This is a genomic window from Paenibacillus sp. FSL H3-0302 (assembly GCF_037982245.1).
Classification (GTDB): Bacteria; Bacillota; Bacilli; order Paenibacillales; family Paenibacillaceae; genus Paenibacillus_AQ; species Paenibacillus_AQ odorifer.
Map to the genome: position 1 here is coordinate 4,748,457 of NZ_CP150284.1, position 18,040 is coordinate 4,766,496.

Here is an 18,040-nt window from a genome sequence, read left to right on the forward strand (position 1 = left end):
GTGAGGATTGTTGTTATGCTATTTAATTCGTATCCCTTTATGTTTGGTTTTCTGCCTATCGTGCTGGCCGGATATTTTATTCTGAATCGTCTTCGTCTCACACTCTGTGCTAAGGTATGGCTTACCCTCGCCTCTTTAGTTTTTTACGGGTATTGGAACATAAAATATGTTCCTCTAATCTTGTTATCCATCTTTTTTAACTATGTTATGGGCCATTTCATTCATTCCACAACAGCTAAGCGTCGCCGGCCGCTGCTAATCTTTAGCTTAAGCACAAATATTCTATTACTCGGCTATTACAAATACACGGATCTTTTTTATAGAAAATTGGAATGAGGTAACCGCAAGCAACCTTTCTCTGCACCATCTTATATTGCCCTTAGGCATAAGTTTCTTTACCTTTACACAAATCGCCTACCTCGTTGATGTTTACCGGAACCAAGCGCGTGAGTACAATCTTTTGAATTACATGCTATTTGTGACTTTTTTCCCGCATCTGATCTCCGGTCCTATCCTTCATCACAAGGATATGATGCCCCAATTCGATAAACTGCGAAATAAGGTTTGGAATTGGAACAACATACGGAAGGGGACCCTCTTCTTCAGCATCGGATTAGGAAAAAAAGTCATCCTAGCGGATACCCTAGCTGGTTATGCCGATAACGGTTTTGCAACGGCAACATATTTTGTAGATTCATGGGTGGCTATCCTTTCCTATACCTTACAAATCTACTATGATTTCAGCGGCTATACCGATATGGCGATTGGAATAGCACTGCTGTTCAACATCCATCTGCCGCAAAATTTCAATGAACCCTACCGAGCCGTAAGCATCCGCAATTTCTGGAGACGCTGGCATATTACGCTCAGCCATTTTCTTAGAGATTATATCTACATTCCACTTGGCGGCAACCGGAAAAGCTTCTGGATTTCGATCCGAAATGTCATTATTACTTTTCTGCTCGGTGGTTTCTGGCACGGTGCGGGTTGGCTGTTCATCCTGTGGGGGCTCTTGCATGGAGTAGGACAAGCTGTAGAGAAATGTTGGGGACGCTGGGGCTTTTCCCTTCCCAAGTGGTTATCATGGTTGCTGACTTTCATATTTGTGAACATCACATGGGTATTTTTCCGTGCAGAACATATATCGCAGGCATTTCGTTTGTTGAAAGGGATGAGTGGACTTAACGGGGTATCTTTGCAATCTATTGGATCGCTTAAATGGGCAATCATCCTGATTCTCATCTTAATGACGATCATTCTCTGGAATCCCCTTCATCTATTGAACAAACGTAATTTTCAGTATAGCTGGAAAACAGCATTTGTGATGGCATTTATCATTATGTTCTCGCTGTTATTCTTCAACCGAATTACAACCTTTTTATACTTTAACTTCTAGAACTGTAAGGAGGAATGATGATGCTTGCATCACGGCTTCAAAATAATAACAACCCACGTAAATCCCCGGGGAATCATACTAAATCGAAACGTTTCATAGGTTATTTCCTGCTTTTTTTCAGCTTGTTAGCGCTTCTAACAGCACTGATTACTGCTTTTATCGACCCATTACAATTCTATCACCGTCCATCGTGGTATACCCCACTCTTGTCAGAAGAAGAACGTTATCAGAATCCGGGTTTAGCTAAAAATTACGACTACGACAATATTATCATCGGCACGTCTATGACAGAGAACTTTCTTCCCTCTCAAGTAGATGCCAGCTTAGGTGGGACAACCTTAAAGTTATCTATGGAAGGATCCACAGTCGATGAGCATTATAAAATTGCCAAACTTGCCTTGGAGACAGGCAAAGTAAAACAAGTGCTCTGGGGTTTGGATTATTTCTCTTTGAAACTCGCCACAGCCGAAGATGAGGAAGATTTCCCTGACTATCTATATGACGGCAAACTATGGACCGACTACAAATACTGGTTCAATTCATCTGTATATAAACAATTTATAAGCAGCATCAAAAACAACCTGAGTGGTGAAGCTAAACAGGATTTAGAATATTTATACAACTGGGATAACAAAGTAGTGTTTGGCAAGCAATACGTTGCAGAATCTTACCTAATGGCTTGTGACAAGGAGCTGGATTACGGTACTAACGAGGAAAGCATTGAGCAAGTAAAGGGCTATTTTAATACGTATATCCGTCCTCTGCTGAAGGAATATCCCGATGTCCAGTTTTATTTCTACTACCCACCCTACAGCGTTATGCGTCAGGTCGCTTGGTTCGCCAGCAATCCCGTTCGCTTTAACAATCAGCTTGTCATGCGGCAATGGATATTCGAGCAATTTGAACAGTTTCCAAATGTGAAGCTATACGACTTCCAAGCCGAAGCGGATTGGACATTCAACCTAGACCTCTATAAGGATTTAAGCCATCATAATGGTGAGGTTAACACGTGGATAGCAGAAGCTATCGGACAGGACAGTTCTAAATATCGGGTAACTTCCAGCAACATAAAGGCGCTTAATAGCTCGCTGGAATCACAGGCGGAAAGCGCCGTTATGGATAATAACGGAAAAGTTTATCGCAGCAGTGTACAAGTAAATGGATTACCACTAGCACTTAACATCCGTTTAGTGCAAGGAAATAAAGAATTATGTCTGCCCGCCAAAGATATCGGGACAGCCCTGGGTGCATCCATAACGTGGGATGCGGCCACTAAAACTGTATCGCTTACTTCCGCCGAGAACACCGTTACTATGACAGTGGGCAGTGTCAAAGCACTCGTGAACGGGAAAGCTCTCACCATTGATGCTGCGCCGCTACTGGCAGGAGGAAAAGTTTTAGTCCCGCTAGCCTTTGTTGCGGAACAGCTCGGCTGGAATGTCTCAAGTGAAAAGGAAGGCGAATGGCTGCGGTATAACCTAAGCACCTCAGATAACGCCGGTACACTTAAGAATCAGACATAAAATTTTCAAAAAAAAGCACAAAAGCACCCGGCATTTATCATGCTGGGTGCTTTTGCATAAAAATCTTAAATCACACTAATCTCCGATCACTCTGTCTTACCTCTACGTCTAAATACTCGGTTCATAACAAATCCTATGGTTATCAACCCTATTCCCGACAGATACAGAGGCAAAGGACTGTTCTCACCTGTCTTCGGCAGCTGAGGAGCACCCGAAGTGCTATTGTTCACCGTACTTTTTGGTACTTCTTCATCGTCGATATCAACTTCTCCTAATGAAATTTCTTCTTCGGTAATCTCTTGCTCAGGAGTTCCCTCATCGGTTGATGTCGCGGATCCTAGATCGGCCGCATTTCCAGGACCAGCAGGAACAGCTGGATCATTAATAATTACTTCGGGTACGGGCGAGCTTGTAGACGTGGGTACCACCGAACCTCCAGATGTGCTGCTTGTAGGGATGGGTGTAGGTGCAGCAGTCGCTTCTGGTGATGGAGAAACCGTCGGTGCTGGCGTTGTTGATGGTGCAGGTGTTACGGTTGGTTCTGGTGTTGTTGTTGGAGCATCGGTTGGTTCTGGCGTTACCGTAGGCGTGGGCTCCACTGCTTTTTGATTCGTAATCACCAGTTGAATCGCTGACGAGGAACGAATCTCCACTGGATGCTCGGATATATCGAGCACGTAACCATTTGGAGCTGCTGTCTCCACCAATACATAGCTACCCAGCCATATTTTATTAAATGTAGCTGTACCCTCTGCATCTGTAGTTAGACTGTTAATCAGTACACGTTCCGTGCCATTTAGTCGATACAATGCAAAAGTCGCATCACCAAGCGCCTTTAAATTATCTTCAGCATCTAGCTTCTTAATATTGAGAGTGCCTCTTCCCCCGCTGCCTGTGCCAGAACCGCTGGAGACCCCGACAATAATTTCTTTAGAGTTTTCTTTACTTATTTCGCTGCCGTTAAAACCACTGAAATGTACAGTATTTATTACTTTGTCTCCAGTGTTAGCCACAATCAGGGATTGATATTCGAGAATGTAAGCCCTGCTGATTTCATAGGCAAAGCTTAACTCAAAGGATTGTTTTCCATCGGCATCCGTTGTGATAACAACGCTATAATCAATACCCTGAATCAATTCAGGGCCGCTTTTCGTGATATCTCCGTTCACAGCTACAGCCGTAGGATACAGATGGAATGAATTCTGCAGCAAAATTTGATTAGCACTAGGAGTATCTTTGATTAGAGCATCCTTTACAGTAGACTGCCCCCGGTTAATTTGCAGGCTCCAGTCGATTTCATCCCCGTTTTGTGTACCGTCCTTCAGCACATAATCCTCTCCAAAAGGAATTTTTACGGAGGCGGTCAAATCTTTGGAAACCACTTTTGCTCCATCATAGAGATTAGCTTTATTATCAACAGTAGTGCCTATTATTTGCCCTTCAAGACTTGTGTTAAATTCAATGTAGAAAGCGGAGTTAATCTTATCTGTAAAAATAACCTTTAATTCATTATCGCTATTTACGCTATTTACGCTATAGGTATATTTATTAGGATTCACTTCTGTACCCTTGGTAGGGTCACCATTCTTTGCAATATTCATAGTGTAAACTTTTAGTGAACCAGGAACCAAGGTCTGGCCTGATTTTAAAATATCAACAAGCGCCGGAGCTTCGAGGGTTTTGCCGTTATAATTGGCGCCTATCGTCCAAGTAATTTTTTTAGTTGAAGCATCGTAGGCTCCCGCTTTAAATCCATTGCTTTTCGCCTCAGGTCTAGGAATGAATAACCCTTCTGCTTCTATCGTGCGTAAGGCTTCAGTAGTGTCCATCCAGTCTAACCGAACTTTGTTATTGAAATTTTCAGTTTTAGCCCAAATCCAATCCTTGTTAAATTCTGTAGTATAGCTAATCGTATAAAGACCAGATATCGGTGAATTAAACACTACCTTGAAGCCTTTATTAGGCTCGACAGGTGAGTTGTACACTAGATCATAGTTATTTGGATTTAAAACATTCCCATTCAGATTTCTAATCACCAGTGATTCTGGAATAAACTTTAGGCCGCCAAATGGGAAGGATTCAGTAACTGTTACATGGCTCATCGGGTAATTATCACTATTCAATGTGACCTTCCAGCCTAATGTTTTATTCTGATAATCTACGGTTGATAAAGTCTTATAAAGAATGGAAGACCGGATTAATCGGGTAGCCTGATCACTATACGTACTATCAGATACTGTATTAGTTATGGTGGCATCCTCAAACACGCGTTTTATCGCTTTTGTCTTATATTCGATTCGATATGGTGAAGTAACATCGTGTGCAAATTGCAATACAAACCCAGACTTATGAACGTCTGACGTGGAAACAACCGTGTAGTCAACATCCTTTGTCAAAACCTTGCCTAACGTTGCACCACCGGAAGAATCCAGCTGCACAGCATATACTTTTAGCGAATCGGCTACCAGTTCTTGAGAATCATCGAACAAATCTGTTAACACAGCGTTTCCTTGCGGGATGTTCTTTTCATTGTAGTTATATTCAATTGCCCAGGAAATGATCTGCTTGCCCCCATCATAGCTTGTGGAATACTTTTTCAAGCTTCCTCCACGTTCTACATTCACTGTGGCAGAGGAGCTGGCAGGCTCTTGCCCATCTCCTGAAAAAGTTGCAGTATTGGTGAAGCTTAGCTGTTGGTCATTAGTAATCCCTGTGGAATATACAATACGGTAAGCCTCTTTAATCACAGGCTCCGTAAAACGGACAATCAATGACCCTCCGGAGAGCTCTGCAGAGTATTTGCTTGTGTCGAGCAATGCTCCTTCCGTTACTGAACCATCCAATTGAATGCTCAGTTGATACACGCTCACTGTGACTGGAGTATTTAATGATAAGCCTGAAGGGATGGGGTCCGTCACAATGGCATTCCCCACGGCTTCCAAAGACTTATTGACATCAACAGTCCATAATATTTGGTTCGCATTGAAGCCTTCGGGAATACCTCTCTTCTCTATAGTCGATCCAACACTGGGTTTAAAATTAACTGTCACTGTCTGAATACCGCCGCTCACGGGAAATAAAATATTCTGAATAGTACTGCCCGAGATTTTCTGTTTATCGAATTTAGTATTTAACCGCAGCGTTCCCTGCACGTCATCATGTGTTTCTATGTAGTCATTAAAAGTCATTATCACTTCATGTGAAATTTGCCTCACTTCAAAGCTCCCTACATCTCCATCTTCAGAGACCAAGGGTCCGTTAAAATCATTAAATAGCTGGAACTGTTCTGGAAGCTGAAAAGTAAAAGTGTCACCTTGCTTGTAATTATGATTTTTAGGAAGAGACCAATTATAATCCAAGGTAACATTAGCATCTCGTTCGTATACGCTGTTCGTGACCGTGATTCCATCTGGCCCGTAAACAGCCATTGAAACACTGGTGATGATATTTCTTTCGTCATCAATCGCAGCCGCTTTTACTTGCGGAGCAAATCCGATGCCATAGGCATATTGGGCCACAAGCATCAAAATAATGACCATTACACTTATTTTTTTCTTAAACATGTTCCTGTTGCCTCCATTTTCTTGTTCTAATTGTTTTCCACCCCTGCATGTTCAAAAGCTTCATATGTAATTCCGCGCCCTACGCCCCATCTTATGTTAATATAATGAAAAGTCTTCCTTATGCGGTGGAGTTGACAGAACATATACATATATACCCATTTTATGGATATCTAGAATCAAGATTATTAAAATTCTAAAACTTTATTTTTGATGGATGTTTTCACGTTCAAAGGAGGTTCGTCTATGCAGCTTTCATCTTTTTTTGATCGCCAGCACGCGGAGGATTTCATCATGTTCTCATCTTCGCATTGGGTTGCGCTGTCTATCATTACGTTAAGTTGTCTACTGCTCTATGGCTTACGGTTTGAAATTCGTACAGATTCAAGACTTCGGCAAAGCGTGCGTTTGCTGCTAATCATACTACTTGTAGTCTCAGAAGCCGGGCTGCAAATGTGGTACATCTCTCAGAACATCTGGCGCTCCAGCTCCTCATTACCGTTCGAGCTCTGTGGAATCACTCTACTGCTGTCTATTATCATGTTAATTTCACGCAGTCGAACCCTTTATTCCTTTCTCTACTTTGCCGGGATCGGCGGAGCATTTATTGCGTTGCTCACCCCTAACCTAGTTTATCCGTTCCCTCATTTCCGCTTTCTCCTGTTTTTTATAGCTCATGGTTCTATTATTCTGGCGTCTCTTTACATGACCTGGATTGAGGGCTACAAGCCGACTTGGAGATCTTTACTCATCACCATGCTCGGCCTCAATATTGTGGCTGCCTGCATCTGGACTGCTAATTACTTCCTAGGCTCAAACTACATGTTCCTATCCCAGAAACCTAGTACCTATTCCGTATTGGATTATTTTGGACCTTATCCTTATTACCTGCTTGTTGAAGAGCTGTTTGCCTTCACTGTGTTTCTAGCTATGTATTTGATATTCTTCTGGCTGCCAGAGCGGCGCAATTCACGGCGTAGACAGGTTAGGCGGATTCTTTAACAACACAAAAAAGCCAGCCCCGATATTCGGAGACTGGCTTTTAACTATTAAATCTTAAGCTTCGATGATTTCTACCGAAGTCATTTTGTCGCGTCCTTTGAAAGCATCAACAAGATCCATACCTTCTACTACTTTACCAAACACAGTGTGTACTCCATCCAAGTGTGGTTGTGGAGCGTAGCAGATGTAGAACTGACTTCCGCCTGTGTTCTTACCTGCATGTGCCATAGCAAGTGTTCCGCGTTCATGTTTGTTTGGGTTAATTTCGCAGTTGATTGTGTAACCTGGGCCGCCAGAGCCAGTTCCGTTAGGACATCCGCCTTGAGCAACGAAACCAGGGATAACACGGTGGAATGTCAATCCGTTGTAGAAACCTTCTTTTGCCAGCTTTTCAAAGTTGGCTACAGTGTTAGGTGCATCTTGATCGAACAAGTCCAGCAGCACTACGCCGCCATTTTCTAGAGTGATTTTCGCTTGCTTTGCCATATGTAAATGACCCCTTTCAAAATTAACAAATTTAGAATACCTCAATTATATTACTATGAAACCACGCACAAAGCAAAGCAAGCAGGAGACTTTCCTGCTTGCTCTATATGCTGCTCAACTTTACCCACCTTACAGCAGCAGGCTATTACTTAGCAACAACTGTCTGTTTGGCGATACGCTCTGGTACAATATCGTTGGCAATAAGATCCGTATAGCTTTCACGACGCACTACAAGATCGCTTTGTCCGTTCTGTACGAATACTAAAGCCGGACGGCGAAGACGGTTATAGTTGCTGGCCATGGAGTAATTGTACGCGCCTGTGCAGGCTACAGCCAACAAATCGCCGCTTTCAGCCTTCGGCAGCTCTACATCCCAGATCAACATATCTCCGCTCTCGCAGCATTTACCAGCGATGGAGACAGTCTCAGTTGCGTCTTCGTTAGCACGGTTAGCAAGCAATGCCTCGTATTTAGACTGATACAAAGCAGGGCGTGGATTGTCGGTCATTCCACCATCAACAGCAACGTACTTACGCACGCCAGGAATGTCCTTGTTAGATCCTACAGTGTACAATGTAGTACCTGCATCTCCAACAATACTACGGCCCGGCTCCACCCAAATTTCCGGCAAAGCACTATAAATTCCAGCAAAATGAGTCTTCACTGCATCCGTAATCGCTGCAACATATTCAGAAACATGTAATGGGGTATCTCCCTCGACATAACGAATCCCGAAACCTCCACCAAGATTGACTACACGGAAGTCCACTTCCAAGCCTTCTTTAACACTGCGGGCAAAAGTTGCCACACGCTCAACAGCTAGCTGGAAACCATCGGTTTCAAAGATCTGCGAACCAATATGGGAATGCACACCAAGCAGCGTGATATTCTTTTTGCTGACTGCTGCTTTCACTGCTTCATAGGCCGATCCATTACCGATATCAAAGCCGAATTTGGAATCTGTCTGGCCCGTTGCGGTATATTCATGAGTATGCGCTTCTACACCTGGTGTCACCCGCAATAAGATGTTTACATTAACTTCTTTACGTGCAGCAATGGACTGCAAAAGGTTAAGCTCTACCAGATTATCGACTACAAAGCAGCCGATTTTGGCATCAATCGCCATTTCGATCTCTTCAGATGTCTTATTGTTGCCATGAAAATGGATGCGTTCTGCCGGGAAGCCAGCTTGCAAAGCTGTATATAGTTCGCCGTCGGATACAACATCCAGTGACAAACCTTCTTCATCAGCCAAACGAACCATTGCCATTACTGAAAACGCCTTGCTTGCGTAAGCTACTTGGAAACCAAGGCCGGAGGCTTTAAAAGCATCCATATATTCCCGGCAACGTTGTCTAACCAATTGCTCGTCCAATATATATAGCGGGGTTCCATATTCCGCTTTCAATTCAGTTACATCACATCCGCCGATCTCCAAATGCCCAGCATCGTTAATGCGGCTAGTACCGTGTAGAAACATTCTTTAGTCCTCCAATTTCTGTGGAATATCAAGGTTCCACCCTGTCTTAGTGTATTCAGTATAACAGACAGTGGGAACTCCATTGAATGGACTAATTTGCAGTAGTTTTGTATTTTCCTACGATTGTTACTCATTCTCTTGAGATGGCGGCATTCTGGTATTGTCTCTGGTTTTGTTAAAAGACGGCCTTTCCTTCGAACTTAAGACCGGTTTACGCAATAGAATTTCACTCATTGCCTTTGCATTAAAGGGTATAAACGGCCACATATATGAGGAGTTATAGGACCGATGAGTGGTTAAGAAGATAGTCAGTAACGTCGTGCCAATCATAAAGCCTGGTACCTGGAACGCCGCTACGGCAATTAATAACACAAGCCTGACTATACGGTTCGCCAGACCCAGCTCATAACTCGGAGTCGCGAACATACCGATTGAGGCTACCGCCATATACAGTACTACTTCGTTTACAAACAGACCACTCTGCACCGCTATATCACCAATCAATATGGCTGCAATCAGACCCATCGCTGAGCCTAAAGGTGTTGGGGTATGCACGGCGGCCATCCGCAGTAAATCAACCCCAAGCTCTACAATCAGAAACTGAGCGAGAATAGGAATTCTCGCTGTCTTTTGCGGCCCGATAAAATCCAGCATAGCAGGCTTTAACTCAGGATGGATAACAAGCAACATCCATAACGGGAGCAGGAACATGGAAGCGAAGATGCCGATGAAACGGACCCACCGCAGATATGTCCCCATAAAAGGAGTCTGGCGATTCTCCTCCGCATGCTGGCAAAGATCAAAAAAGGTAGTCGGAAGAACAATTACAATGGGCGAGGTATCCACGAATAATATGACCCGTCCCTCTAATAAATTGGAGGCTACAACGTCAGGGCGTTCAGAATAACGCACCATAGGATAAGGGTTCCACCCTCCGCCGATAATCGCTTCCTCCAATTGCTTATCCGCCAGTGGAATACCATCGATATCGATGCTGTTGATTTTATCGATGACTGACGTTACTTGCGTTTTATCAACGATATCATCGATGTAAGCCACGCAGACATCTGTCCGTGTCCGCCGTCCCACTTGAAACATTTCAAGCTTCAGCCCCGGATCACGTATCCGTCTTCTTACAAGTGAAATATTACTAAGCAGGGTTTCTGTAAAACCATCGCGCGCACCACGCACCACCCGATCAATCGAGGGTTCATCAGGACTTCGCATGGGGTAAGATCTAGTATCCATTAGGATAACTTTGTTCTCACCCTCAATAAATAGTGCGCTCATTCCTTTTAATACTTTATCGAAACATTCACTTAATACACTACCCTCTTCAACTTGAATATGAGGGATGTATTCGTTCATAAAGCTACCTAATACACCTGCGGACAAATTTTCTGAAGAAAGGTAGGTTAGTCGTTTCAGAATTTCATCCGTTACATCTTCGTTGGTGAATCCGCTTAAGCAGAGTAAAGCTGTCTTATGTCCCCCAAAGGACATTTCTCTAAACGTCACATCAAAACTTGTTCCCAGCCCCATCACTTCGGTCAGCGTGTTTTTTGTTTCTTGTAGAGAACCTGGGATATGATCATTGCCTTGCCAATAAATAACGGATTCCTTTAATGAGTTAGAATGCTCACTATCGCGTTTGTTTTGTAGCTTATCTTTACTTTTGTTCTGAGACTGCTGCTGCGCCTGCTTTTTTGAAGGCTTCGGTTGAGCTTGAGACTCCTCCCCAGTACCAGCATCGTTACCTGTTCCGCCTGCTGCCTGAGCATTCTGATCCTGTGCCTCATCATCTGATTCTGAATCCTCTGAATCCATACCAAATAACCTGGCAAAAAAACCTTTACTCGGCTCACTTGGCTCCTGATTGCCGAGCTCATCCGATGCTTCTGCATCCTGCTGCTCTGTTCCCTGCTCCGCAGTCGCTTGTGCATCCTGTTGCTCTGTTCCCTGCTCCGCAGTCGCTTGTGCATCCTGTTGCTCTGTTCCCTGCTTCGCAGTCGCATCCACATCTTGCTGCCCTGTTCCCTGCTCTGCAGTCGCTTCTGCATCCTGCTGCCCTGTTCCCTGCTCCGCAGTCGCTTCTGCATCCTGCTGCTCTGTTCCCTGCTCCGCAGTCGCTTCTGCATCCTGCTGCTCTGTTCCCTGCTCCGCAGTGGCATCTGCATCCTGCTGCTCTGTTCCCTGCTCCGCAGTCACTTCTGCATCCTGCTGCTCAGTACCTAATTCGGCTGATGCCTCTGCATCCTGCTGGTCCTGGCTAGTTTCAGATGTTGTAGAATTCCCCGCTGAATCTTCACTTTCACCGATAGCTGAAGCGCCCTCAGGATCTGTGTGATCTGCAACTAGATCCTCTGCAGTTGTCTTCATTGCTGCAGCAGCTGCAGCATTATCTTCCAGATGGTCATCTTCCGGTGCAGAATCACCGCTGTGTATAAACTTGCTCATTTCCTAACCCCCTGTTTACTGTCGGTATACAAACCAGTCGAACAAAGAACCCGCAACCTTCCCACTCACCATCGCCATTAACAGACCGAATAGATAATGTGTCATATTTAAGCGTTTAGCGAGTATCGGCAGCACATTTAATACCTCGGTCAATGCTGCAGCGAGCATCCCGACAAAAATCCCATCAAATAGTCCTACACCAAGTTCAACTAGAGGACCTGAGGTAATTTTCCAATTCCAAAAATCACTAACAGTACCTACTAAAGATCCACCAACCATTGCGCCTTCATACCAATGAACTTTATCGTAAGAAGAGGTTAATTGCGCCAGACGCGGCACCATATCCAGCACAACAAATAGAGCGATCACTCCACCGCCTACAGCAATACCACCCGCAATGCCCAGCAGCAAATTTAGTCCCAGTGCTATAGGTGCCGTCATCTTCAGTCCTCCCTATTCTCAGATTGGTTTTCACTGCGGCGCCTCATCTTGCTGTATTCCTCATTGATGACATATTGGTCGATGTTCTTCTGATACAGATACATTTCCACTTCCAGCGGAGTAGGCTCCTCATTCCACTTCTTTTTAAATAAATGGTTGAAAAAAATGACCATCCCAAACCCGATGCCCAGAGAATAAGCAATCTGAAATATATAGGGATGCTCATCCCGATGACCCGTTAGCATCTCCACAATTCGAATTTGTACCTCCAGCATATTTACATCAGCATGAAAGTTCATAATCGTCAGAGCAGACCCAAAGAAAAGCAGCAGCCACACTAAAACAAACATCGCCACCGAAGGTTTCCGTCTCTCCACCTGACTCTCAATCTGCACAATCGTCCTCCCTTCACCGATCGGTTCAATGTCCGCATTCGGTATAAGTTCATATATCCGGGGGATAACCATCAACAGATCAATCAAAATCAGATTGCCGTCACTTTGCTCCGGCTTCATTAAGAGAATTGTCTCCAACGACTCTTTCAGCTCAGGCTCCGCTATCAAAAAAGCAATATCACCCAACGTGACACCTTTACCCTTGGGAACCATCACCCGATTTTTAAGCTGTATATAGATGGTGGGAGCAGAATGTTGTTTCATCCGCATTCCTCCTAAAGGTTATGGTGAAGCTCAGGTCCAAGATAACGGTAGTATGGGAGTAAAGCCTTATTTTTACTCTTGCTGCTCTGAATCAATTTCTTGAAATACTGAAATGTTGCTTGTTTATAGGTATCAGGAAAGGCTAACCCTTCTTCTGGAAATTAAAAAGAAGACAGCTCAAGGTAATTACCTTAAGCTGTCTTCTTGTTTCAATCCTAAATACGTCAGAATTCGAGCGAATCCAATTTCCCTCCCGCAAAATCAAACAGGGTCAGATTGGACCATCCATTCTCATGTCCCACGGACCATTCCTTTTGCGAAGGAACCCAGGCTGGCTCCCAATAATAAAACCCGATACCTTTACCGTTAGGTATATTCTCAATTACACTAATAAAATCTTTCATATACTTAGTCTGTCCCTCTACTGTAGCCGGATAACCTTCATGCAGCTGCTTTTCCTCACTTACTATTAAGGGGAAACCTTCAGGTGCATTCAGCGTCCAAGGATAAGCTGTTTCAACAACAATAATATCCTTATTGTACCGCACCGCCAATTCATTCAGGTTAGATCGCAAGTCATCCAGCGTGCCGTGCCACCAAGAATAAAAAGATAATCCGATCACATCAAAATTTACGCCATGCTCGAAAAACCGATCATAAAAGTTACGGCTGGCTGGATGATCAGCACCACGGTCAATATGGATCATGACGGACAAATCAGAAGCAACAGCTTTTGCGCCCGCTATTCCTGCTTGAACCAGTGTAATGAACTGTTCCCACTGCTCCGTAGTATCCCACTCACCATCCACCTTGCCTTCATTCCATAACATGCCTGGAGTAATCTCATTACCGATCTGCACCATGTCGGGCATAGTGCCTTGAGATTGCAAAAGCTCAAGAACCTCACGAGTATACTCATACACGGCTGATGTTAAACCCGTAAAATCAAGGTTCTCCCAAGCTTTTGGCTTCGATTGATTAGCAGGATCTGCCCATTTATCCGAATAATGAAAATCCAGCAGAAAGTTAAGTCCTGCTTCTTTAATTCGCTTAGCCATAATCAGCGTACGTTCTAGATTGCAGAAGCCGCCCGGAGGATCATTCCAAATCCGCAGCCGGATGGCATTCACGCCATTGTCTTTCAGAATGTAGAGCAAATCCTCAGCGTTCTCAACGGACTCTTCAGCACCGCTGTAATACGCTCCTCCACCCTGCTCAATTTCATCCAGAAACGAGATATCCATTCCATTGATAAATGTGGTTGTCATCATTGCTACTCCTTTACAGAACCAAGTGTCATCCCTTTAACAAAATATTTTTGCAGGAAAGGATATACGATCAAAATTGGAGCGGCTCCGATAAATATTTGCGCGGCTCTCACCGTCGTCTGCGAGATCAGCTCCATTTCCTTTGGATTGATGCTCATGGAGCTCATATCCCGTTGAATGATAACCGTCTGCAGGAATGTCGCCAGTGGAAATTGCTTGGAATTATTCAAATACAATAGTCCATCGAACCAGGAGTTCCAATGGAATACCATGCTGAACAAGGCAATCGTAGCGATCGACGGCAGAGAAATCGGCAAGTAAATACTGAACAACGTACGGAAATGTCCGGCTCCGTCTATTAGCGAGGCCTCCTCCAGATCTTTTGGAATACCACGGAAGAAGTTCAGCATCAGAATCACCAAGAACGTATTTACCGCACCTGGCAGAACAAGTACCCAGAAGGAATCCATCAAACCAATCTTTTGAATCACAATGTAAAATGGAATCAATCCACCGTTGAACACCATACTGAAAACGAACAACCAAGAGTAAACATTACGGCCCTTGAAGGCTGAGTTTTCTTTGGATAACGGATAGGCTGCCAAAAAAGTAATTAAAAGTGTAAGTCCAGTCCCGAGTATGGTTCTTTGAACAGATACCCAGATGGAGTGTAGAAAGATTGGATTGTTTATTGTCTTTTTATAAGCTTCCAGAGAGAACTGCTTTGGCCATAATCCTACCAAATTGGCATCCGCTGCCGACTTCGCGCTAAAGGATACAGCCAGCACGTGAATCAAAGGTACAATACACATCAGTGCGAGCAGGATTAGAAAGCAAGTATTAAACACGTTGAATATACGATAACCTCTTGTTTTGTAATACATAAGTTGTCTCCCTCTTCCTTTGGTAGATTAGAAAATGCGATATCCTGCCCACTTCTTAGCCAAACTGTACGAGACGAGAATTAGGATCATACTAATGGCCGACTTAAACAGTCCGATTGCCGTACCAAAGCCCATCTCACCATTCAGAATAGCCGTGCGGTACACGAAGGTATCAATAATATCGCCTTTCTGATAGACCAGTGGATTGTAGAGGTTAAAAATCTGGTCAAACCCTGCGTTCAATACATTTCCGAGAGCCAAGGTACCTACCACCACAACCATTGGCAATAGAGATGGCATTGTGATAAAACGTGTCTGCTTCCAGCGGTTAGCGCCGTCTATTTCAGCAGCTTCATATAATGATGGATTGATTCCTGCTAGAGCAGCTAAGAAAACGATCGTATTATAACCAAATTCCTTCCACACATCTGTGAGAATAACTGTGAACCGGAACCAGTTGTTATCGCCTAAGAAAAAGATTGGTTTGAAGCCCATGCTGCCTAAGATCTGATTGACAAAACCATCTGTAGCAAGCAAATCCAGCAATATCCCGCCGAGAATAACCCAAGATAAAAAGTGAGGCAAGTACACCAGTGTCTGAATAGTACGCTGTATGTATACCTTGCGAATCTCATTTAACAAAATGGCGAATACAAACGGTACAGCCAGATTGAAAATCATTTTTAGAACAGCAATAATCAATGTATTCCAAATGACCTGCATACTGTCATTACGTTCAAATAGATAACGGAAATTGTCCAATCCAACCCATGCCGAGCCTGAAATTTTCAGCCATGGCTTATAATCCTGAAATGCCATCACAATTCCGCCCATTGGAATAAAGCTGAAGATGATCAGGAATATCATCGCTGGCAATAACATCAAGTGAAAAGGCCATGTTTTTTTTAGTGTTCTCATCCTTGGTCCCCCATATCGTGTCAAGTTCTTCTGTAACCATACTCAAATTATAGCAACGCCCGAATTCCTCAAATAGCGGGCAAAACCAATATATATGGTACAAAAGCAATCTCTTTATCACATTGAAAAAAGAGGACTTCAAACGCAAACAGGGACCCTCCCTAAAGCCTAATGCTACGGCTGAAGAGACGGTCCCGTTTACTTCTTTTTACCTAGTCAAACTAAATCCAAACCTTATTTTACGCTGTCATACCATTCGTTAACTTCTTTAGTGATTTGATCGCCACCACCTGATTTCCAGGTTGCTACAAAGGAATCAAATGCATCCAGCGGTTTGTTGCCATAGATAATTTCATTAAACGTTTGGTTCTCAATTTTGTTCAGATAGTCCATCTTCGATTTCATAGTTTCGGTCGTAGGACCTGTGAACATATTCTTAAAGGATTTATCCTCTTGCGCCAGCAGAACTTTGGCAGCCGCAGGGGTATCTTTACCATAATTCACAGCTACGTCCTTCTCCAGACGGGTTGTTGGCTCTGCGCCATCTGCCAGGTTAAGGAGTGCTTTCATTTGGGCATCCGGGATCCGGGCACCGTCACGAACCAGCATATAACGAACACTATTCACATAACCGCCAGCAATTTTATCATTTTCGATCATCTTGCCGTTCGCGTCCAGCTCATAGTCATATCCTGCAAAAAGACCGTTATCCAGTTCACTGCCTGGCGTTGGATTAGCAAAGTTATCGAACAGATAGTTTTGATAAGTAAAGAAGGCTTCTGGATTTTTCATTTTCGTGCTGATCAAAGTTACACCGTTAGTGAATTGTGTGCCATGACGCATAACCTTTCCATCTGGACCCGCTGGAATTTCAATTGGAGCCCATACTGCATCTGGAGAGTTCTTCACGGTATCCTGAAGCGGCCAGCCGCTCATCCAGTAAGGACCCGGGAGAATCCCTGCTGTACCTGCAACTGCTGGTTCGGCAGTTTTGTTCTCATCCCAAAGAGCTGCTTCCTGAGGAATATAACCTTTCGCCAACCATTCCTTCAGTTTTTCAAGCCCTTGCTTCATGCCAGCATTTACTGAGCCGTATTCTAGTTTACCATCAGCATCTAGATTCCATTGCTGTGGCAAGGTTCCGTAAGCACCAAAGATCCAAGATGGATCGCCCATCCAAGTGTTCATTGTTGTTTTGAAGCCGATACTAAGTGGAGTTACCTTGTCTGGTGCCAAGCCATCAGGGTTCTGATTCTTGAACGCATCCATCACTTTTTCCAGCTCATCGATCGTCTTAGGGGCTTGCATATTCAGCTTATCCAGCCAATCTTGGCGGATCCACAGAATGTAATCATGGTTATATGCATAATCGAGAACAGGCAGGCCCATTCTTTTGCCATCACGGCTGTATTGGTTCCAAACGTTAGGATCCTGTGCCATCGCTTCTTTCCAAGTATCTGAAGCATATTTATCAAACAAAGTTCCTACATCTGCATACATGCCGGAATCGATCAAATCCTGTGCAATCGTGTTGTCGGCTGTACCGATGGTTACCACATCAGGCATGTCCTGACCTGAAGACATGGATAAACGCAGCTTCGTACCAAATGCGCCGTTCGTATCTGTGATGGACCAAAGGGACTTAATGTTGATGCCGAATTTTTCTTTAGCCCATTTTGTAGCCACGTTATTCTCAATGCTTTCACCGTTTTTGAATTTAAGCTCAGGGTCCACGCCCCATGCGGTTGTAAATGTCACCTCAGGATCGTATTTATCCTTGTAGGCGTTTTCAGAATTGGAAGCTGTATTTGCAGTCGCTTCACCAGCTGTTTTATCTCCAGCAGTGTCTTTACTATTAGCAGCGTTATTGCCAGAACAGCCCGCAAGGCTACCCGCCAAAAGCATGCTCATGCACAGGAGCGGCAGCCATCTTTTTCTCTTCATCGCGCTCATTTTGTTCCCCCTT

The 18,040-nt window shown here is 44.0% G+C and carries 14 protein-coding genes; 4 read left to right on the forward strand and 10 right to left on the reverse strand.

The annotated features are described in order from the left end of the window. Positions 1–39: 39 nt before the first annotated feature. The 3 genes from MHH50_RS21165 to MHH50_RS21175 are packed head-to-tail and all read left to right on the forward strand — an operon-like array spanning position 40 to position 2,919. Positions 40–336: a hypothetical protein gene (locus tag MHH50_RS21165; protein WP_340033348.1), complete on the forward strand. Its 297-nt coding sequence runs from the start codon at positions 40–42 to the stop codon at positions 334–336. Between the two features lie 37 nt (positions 337–373). Beyond that, positions 374–1,396, forward strand: coding sequence for an MBOAT family O-acyltransferase (locus MHH50_RS21170; protein WP_340033349.1), 1,023 nt, complete (start codon positions 374–376; stop codon positions 1,394–1,396). A gap of 14 nt (positions 1,397–1,410) precedes the next feature. Beyond that, positions 1,411–2,919: a stalk domain-containing protein gene (locus MHH50_RS21175; RefSeq protein ID WP_081390585.1), complete on the forward strand. Its 1,509-nt coding sequence runs from the start codon at positions 1,411–1,413 to the stop codon at positions 2,917–2,919. A gap of 86 nt (positions 2,920–3,005) precedes the next feature. On the opposite strand, the gene MHH50_RS21180 is transcribed toward MHH50_RS21175, so the two are convergent. Next, complete coding sequence (locus tag MHH50_RS21180; RefSeq protein ID WP_076310289.1) at positions 3,006–6,482, reverse strand: collagen binding domain-containing protein; 3,477 nt, start codon at positions 6,480–6,482, stop codon at positions 3,006–3,008. Between the two features lie 243 nt (positions 6,483–6,725). On the opposite strand from MHH50_RS21180, the gene MHH50_RS21185 reads away from it, so the two are divergent. Next, positions 6,726–7,481: a TIGR02206 family membrane protein gene (locus MHH50_RS21185; protein ID WP_076127434.1), complete on the forward strand. Its 756-nt coding sequence runs from the start codon at positions 6,726–6,728 to the stop codon at positions 7,479–7,481. A 54-nt stretch (positions 7,482–7,535) separates the two neighbouring features. Here MHH50_RS21185 and MHH50_RS21190 read toward each other — a convergent pair whose 3' ends face one another. From MHH50_RS21190 to MHH50_RS21230, 9 genes are all read right to left on the reverse strand, one after another. After that, positions 7,536–7,967: a peptidylprolyl isomerase gene (locus tag MHH50_RS21190; RefSeq protein ID WP_036676135.1), complete on the reverse strand. Its 432-nt coding sequence runs from the start codon at positions 7,965–7,967 to the stop codon at positions 7,536–7,538. A gap of 145 nt (positions 7,968–8,112) precedes the next feature. Next, entirely contained in the window at positions 8,113–9,447 is a 1,335-nt protein-coding gene (lysA, locus tag MHH50_RS21195; protein ID WP_036676133.1) for a diaminopimelate decarboxylase, read from the reverse strand. A 126-nt stretch (positions 9,448–9,573) separates the two neighbouring features. Beyond that, positions 9,574–11,274: a spore germination protein gene (locus tag MHH50_RS21200; RefSeq protein ID WP_076127621.1), complete on the reverse strand. Its 1,701-nt coding sequence runs from the start codon at positions 11,272–11,274 to the stop codon at positions 9,574–9,576. Between the two features lie 645 nt (positions 11,275–11,919). Next, positions 11,920–12,345 (reverse strand): stage V sporulation protein AB, encoded by a 426-nt coding sequence (locus tag MHH50_RS21205; RefSeq protein WP_036676132.1) that lies wholly within the window; start codon positions 12,343–12,345, stop codon positions 11,920–11,922. A 2-nt stretch (positions 12,346–12,347) separates the two neighbouring features. Continuing rightward, complete coding sequence (locus MHH50_RS21210) at positions 12,348–13,004, reverse strand: stage V sporulation protein AA (protein ID WP_076127430.1); 657 nt, start codon at positions 13,002–13,004, stop codon at positions 12,348–12,350. Between the two features lie 224 nt (positions 13,005–13,228). Next, on the reverse strand, positions 13,229–14,275 hold the full coding sequence (locus MHH50_RS21215; protein ID WP_340033350.1) for an arabinogalactan endo-1,4-beta-galactosidase: 1,047 nt from the start codon (positions 14,273–14,275) through the stop codon (positions 13,229–13,231). Positions 14,276–14,277: 2 nt separating this feature from the next. Then, positions 14,278–15,156, reverse strand: a complete 879-nt coding sequence (locus MHH50_RS21220; RefSeq protein WP_036676128.1) for a carbohydrate ABC transporter permease — start codon at positions 15,154–15,156, stop codon at positions 14,278–14,280. 27 nt (positions 15,157–15,183) lie between these two features. After that, positions 15,184–16,074 (reverse strand): ABC transporter permease subunit, encoded by an 891-nt coding sequence (locus MHH50_RS21225; protein WP_036676126.1) that lies wholly within the window; start codon positions 16,072–16,074, stop codon positions 15,184–15,186. Between the two features lie 234 nt (positions 16,075–16,308). Beyond that, the gene (locus MHH50_RS21230) at positions 16,309–18,027 is read right to left on the reverse strand and encodes an extracellular solute-binding protein (RefSeq protein ID WP_038572454.1); all 1,719 of its coding nucleotides are present in this window, start codon (positions 18,025–18,027) and stop codon (positions 16,309–16,311) included. Positions 18,028–18,040 lie beyond the last annotated feature (13 nt).

Bases quoted from the DNA above. Each gene is read 5' to 3' on its own strand.
- MHH50_RS21225 (WP_036676126.1), bottom strand. From the start codon at position 16,074: ATGAGAACACTAAAAAAAACATGGCCTTTTCACTTGATGTTATTGCCA.
- MHH50_RS21220 (WP_036676128.1), bottom strand. From the start codon at position 15,156: ATGTATTACAAAACAAGAGGTTATCGTATATTCAACGTGTTTAATACT.
- MHH50_RS21180 (WP_076310289.1), bottom strand. From the start codon at position 6,482: ATGTTTAAGAAAAAAATAAGTGTAATGGTCATTATTTTGATGCTTGTG.
- MHH50_RS21200 (WP_076127621.1), bottom strand. From the start codon at position 11,274: ATGGATTCAGAGGATTCAGAATCAGATGATGAGGCACAGGATCAGAAT.
- MHH50_RS21165 (WP_340033348.1), top strand. From the start codon at position 40: ATGTTTGGTTTTCTGCCTATCGTGCTGGCCGGATATTTTATTCTGAAT.
- MHH50_RS21175 (WP_081390585.1), top strand. From the start codon at position 1,411: ATGATGATGCTTGCATCACGGCTTCAAAATAATAACAACCCACGTAAA.
- MHH50_RS21210 (WP_076127430.1), bottom strand. From the start codon at position 13,004: ATGAAACAACATTCTGCTCCCACCATCTATATACAGCTTAAAAATCGG.
- lysA (WP_036676133.1), bottom strand. From the start codon at position 9,447: ATGTTTCTACACGGTACTAGCCGCATTAACGATGCTGGGCATTTGGAG.
- MHH50_RS21230 (WP_038572454.1), bottom strand. From the start codon at position 18,027: ATGAGCGCGATGAAGAGAAAAAGATGGCTGCCGCTCCTGTGCATGAGC.
- MHH50_RS21185 (WP_076127434.1), top strand. From the start codon at position 6,726: ATGCAGCTTTCATCTTTTTTTGATCGCCAGCACGCGGAGGATTTCATC.
- MHH50_RS21190 (WP_036676135.1), bottom strand. From the start codon at position 7,967: ATGGCAAAGCAAGCGAAAATCACTCTAGAAAATGGCGGCGTAGTGCTG.
- MHH50_RS21215 (WP_340033350.1), bottom strand. From the start codon at position 14,275: ATGATGACAACCACATTTATCAATGGAATGGATATCTCGTTTCTGGAT.
- MHH50_RS21205 (WP_036676132.1), bottom strand. From the start codon at position 12,345: ATGACGGCACCTATAGCACTGGGACTAAATTTGCTGCTGGGCATTGCG.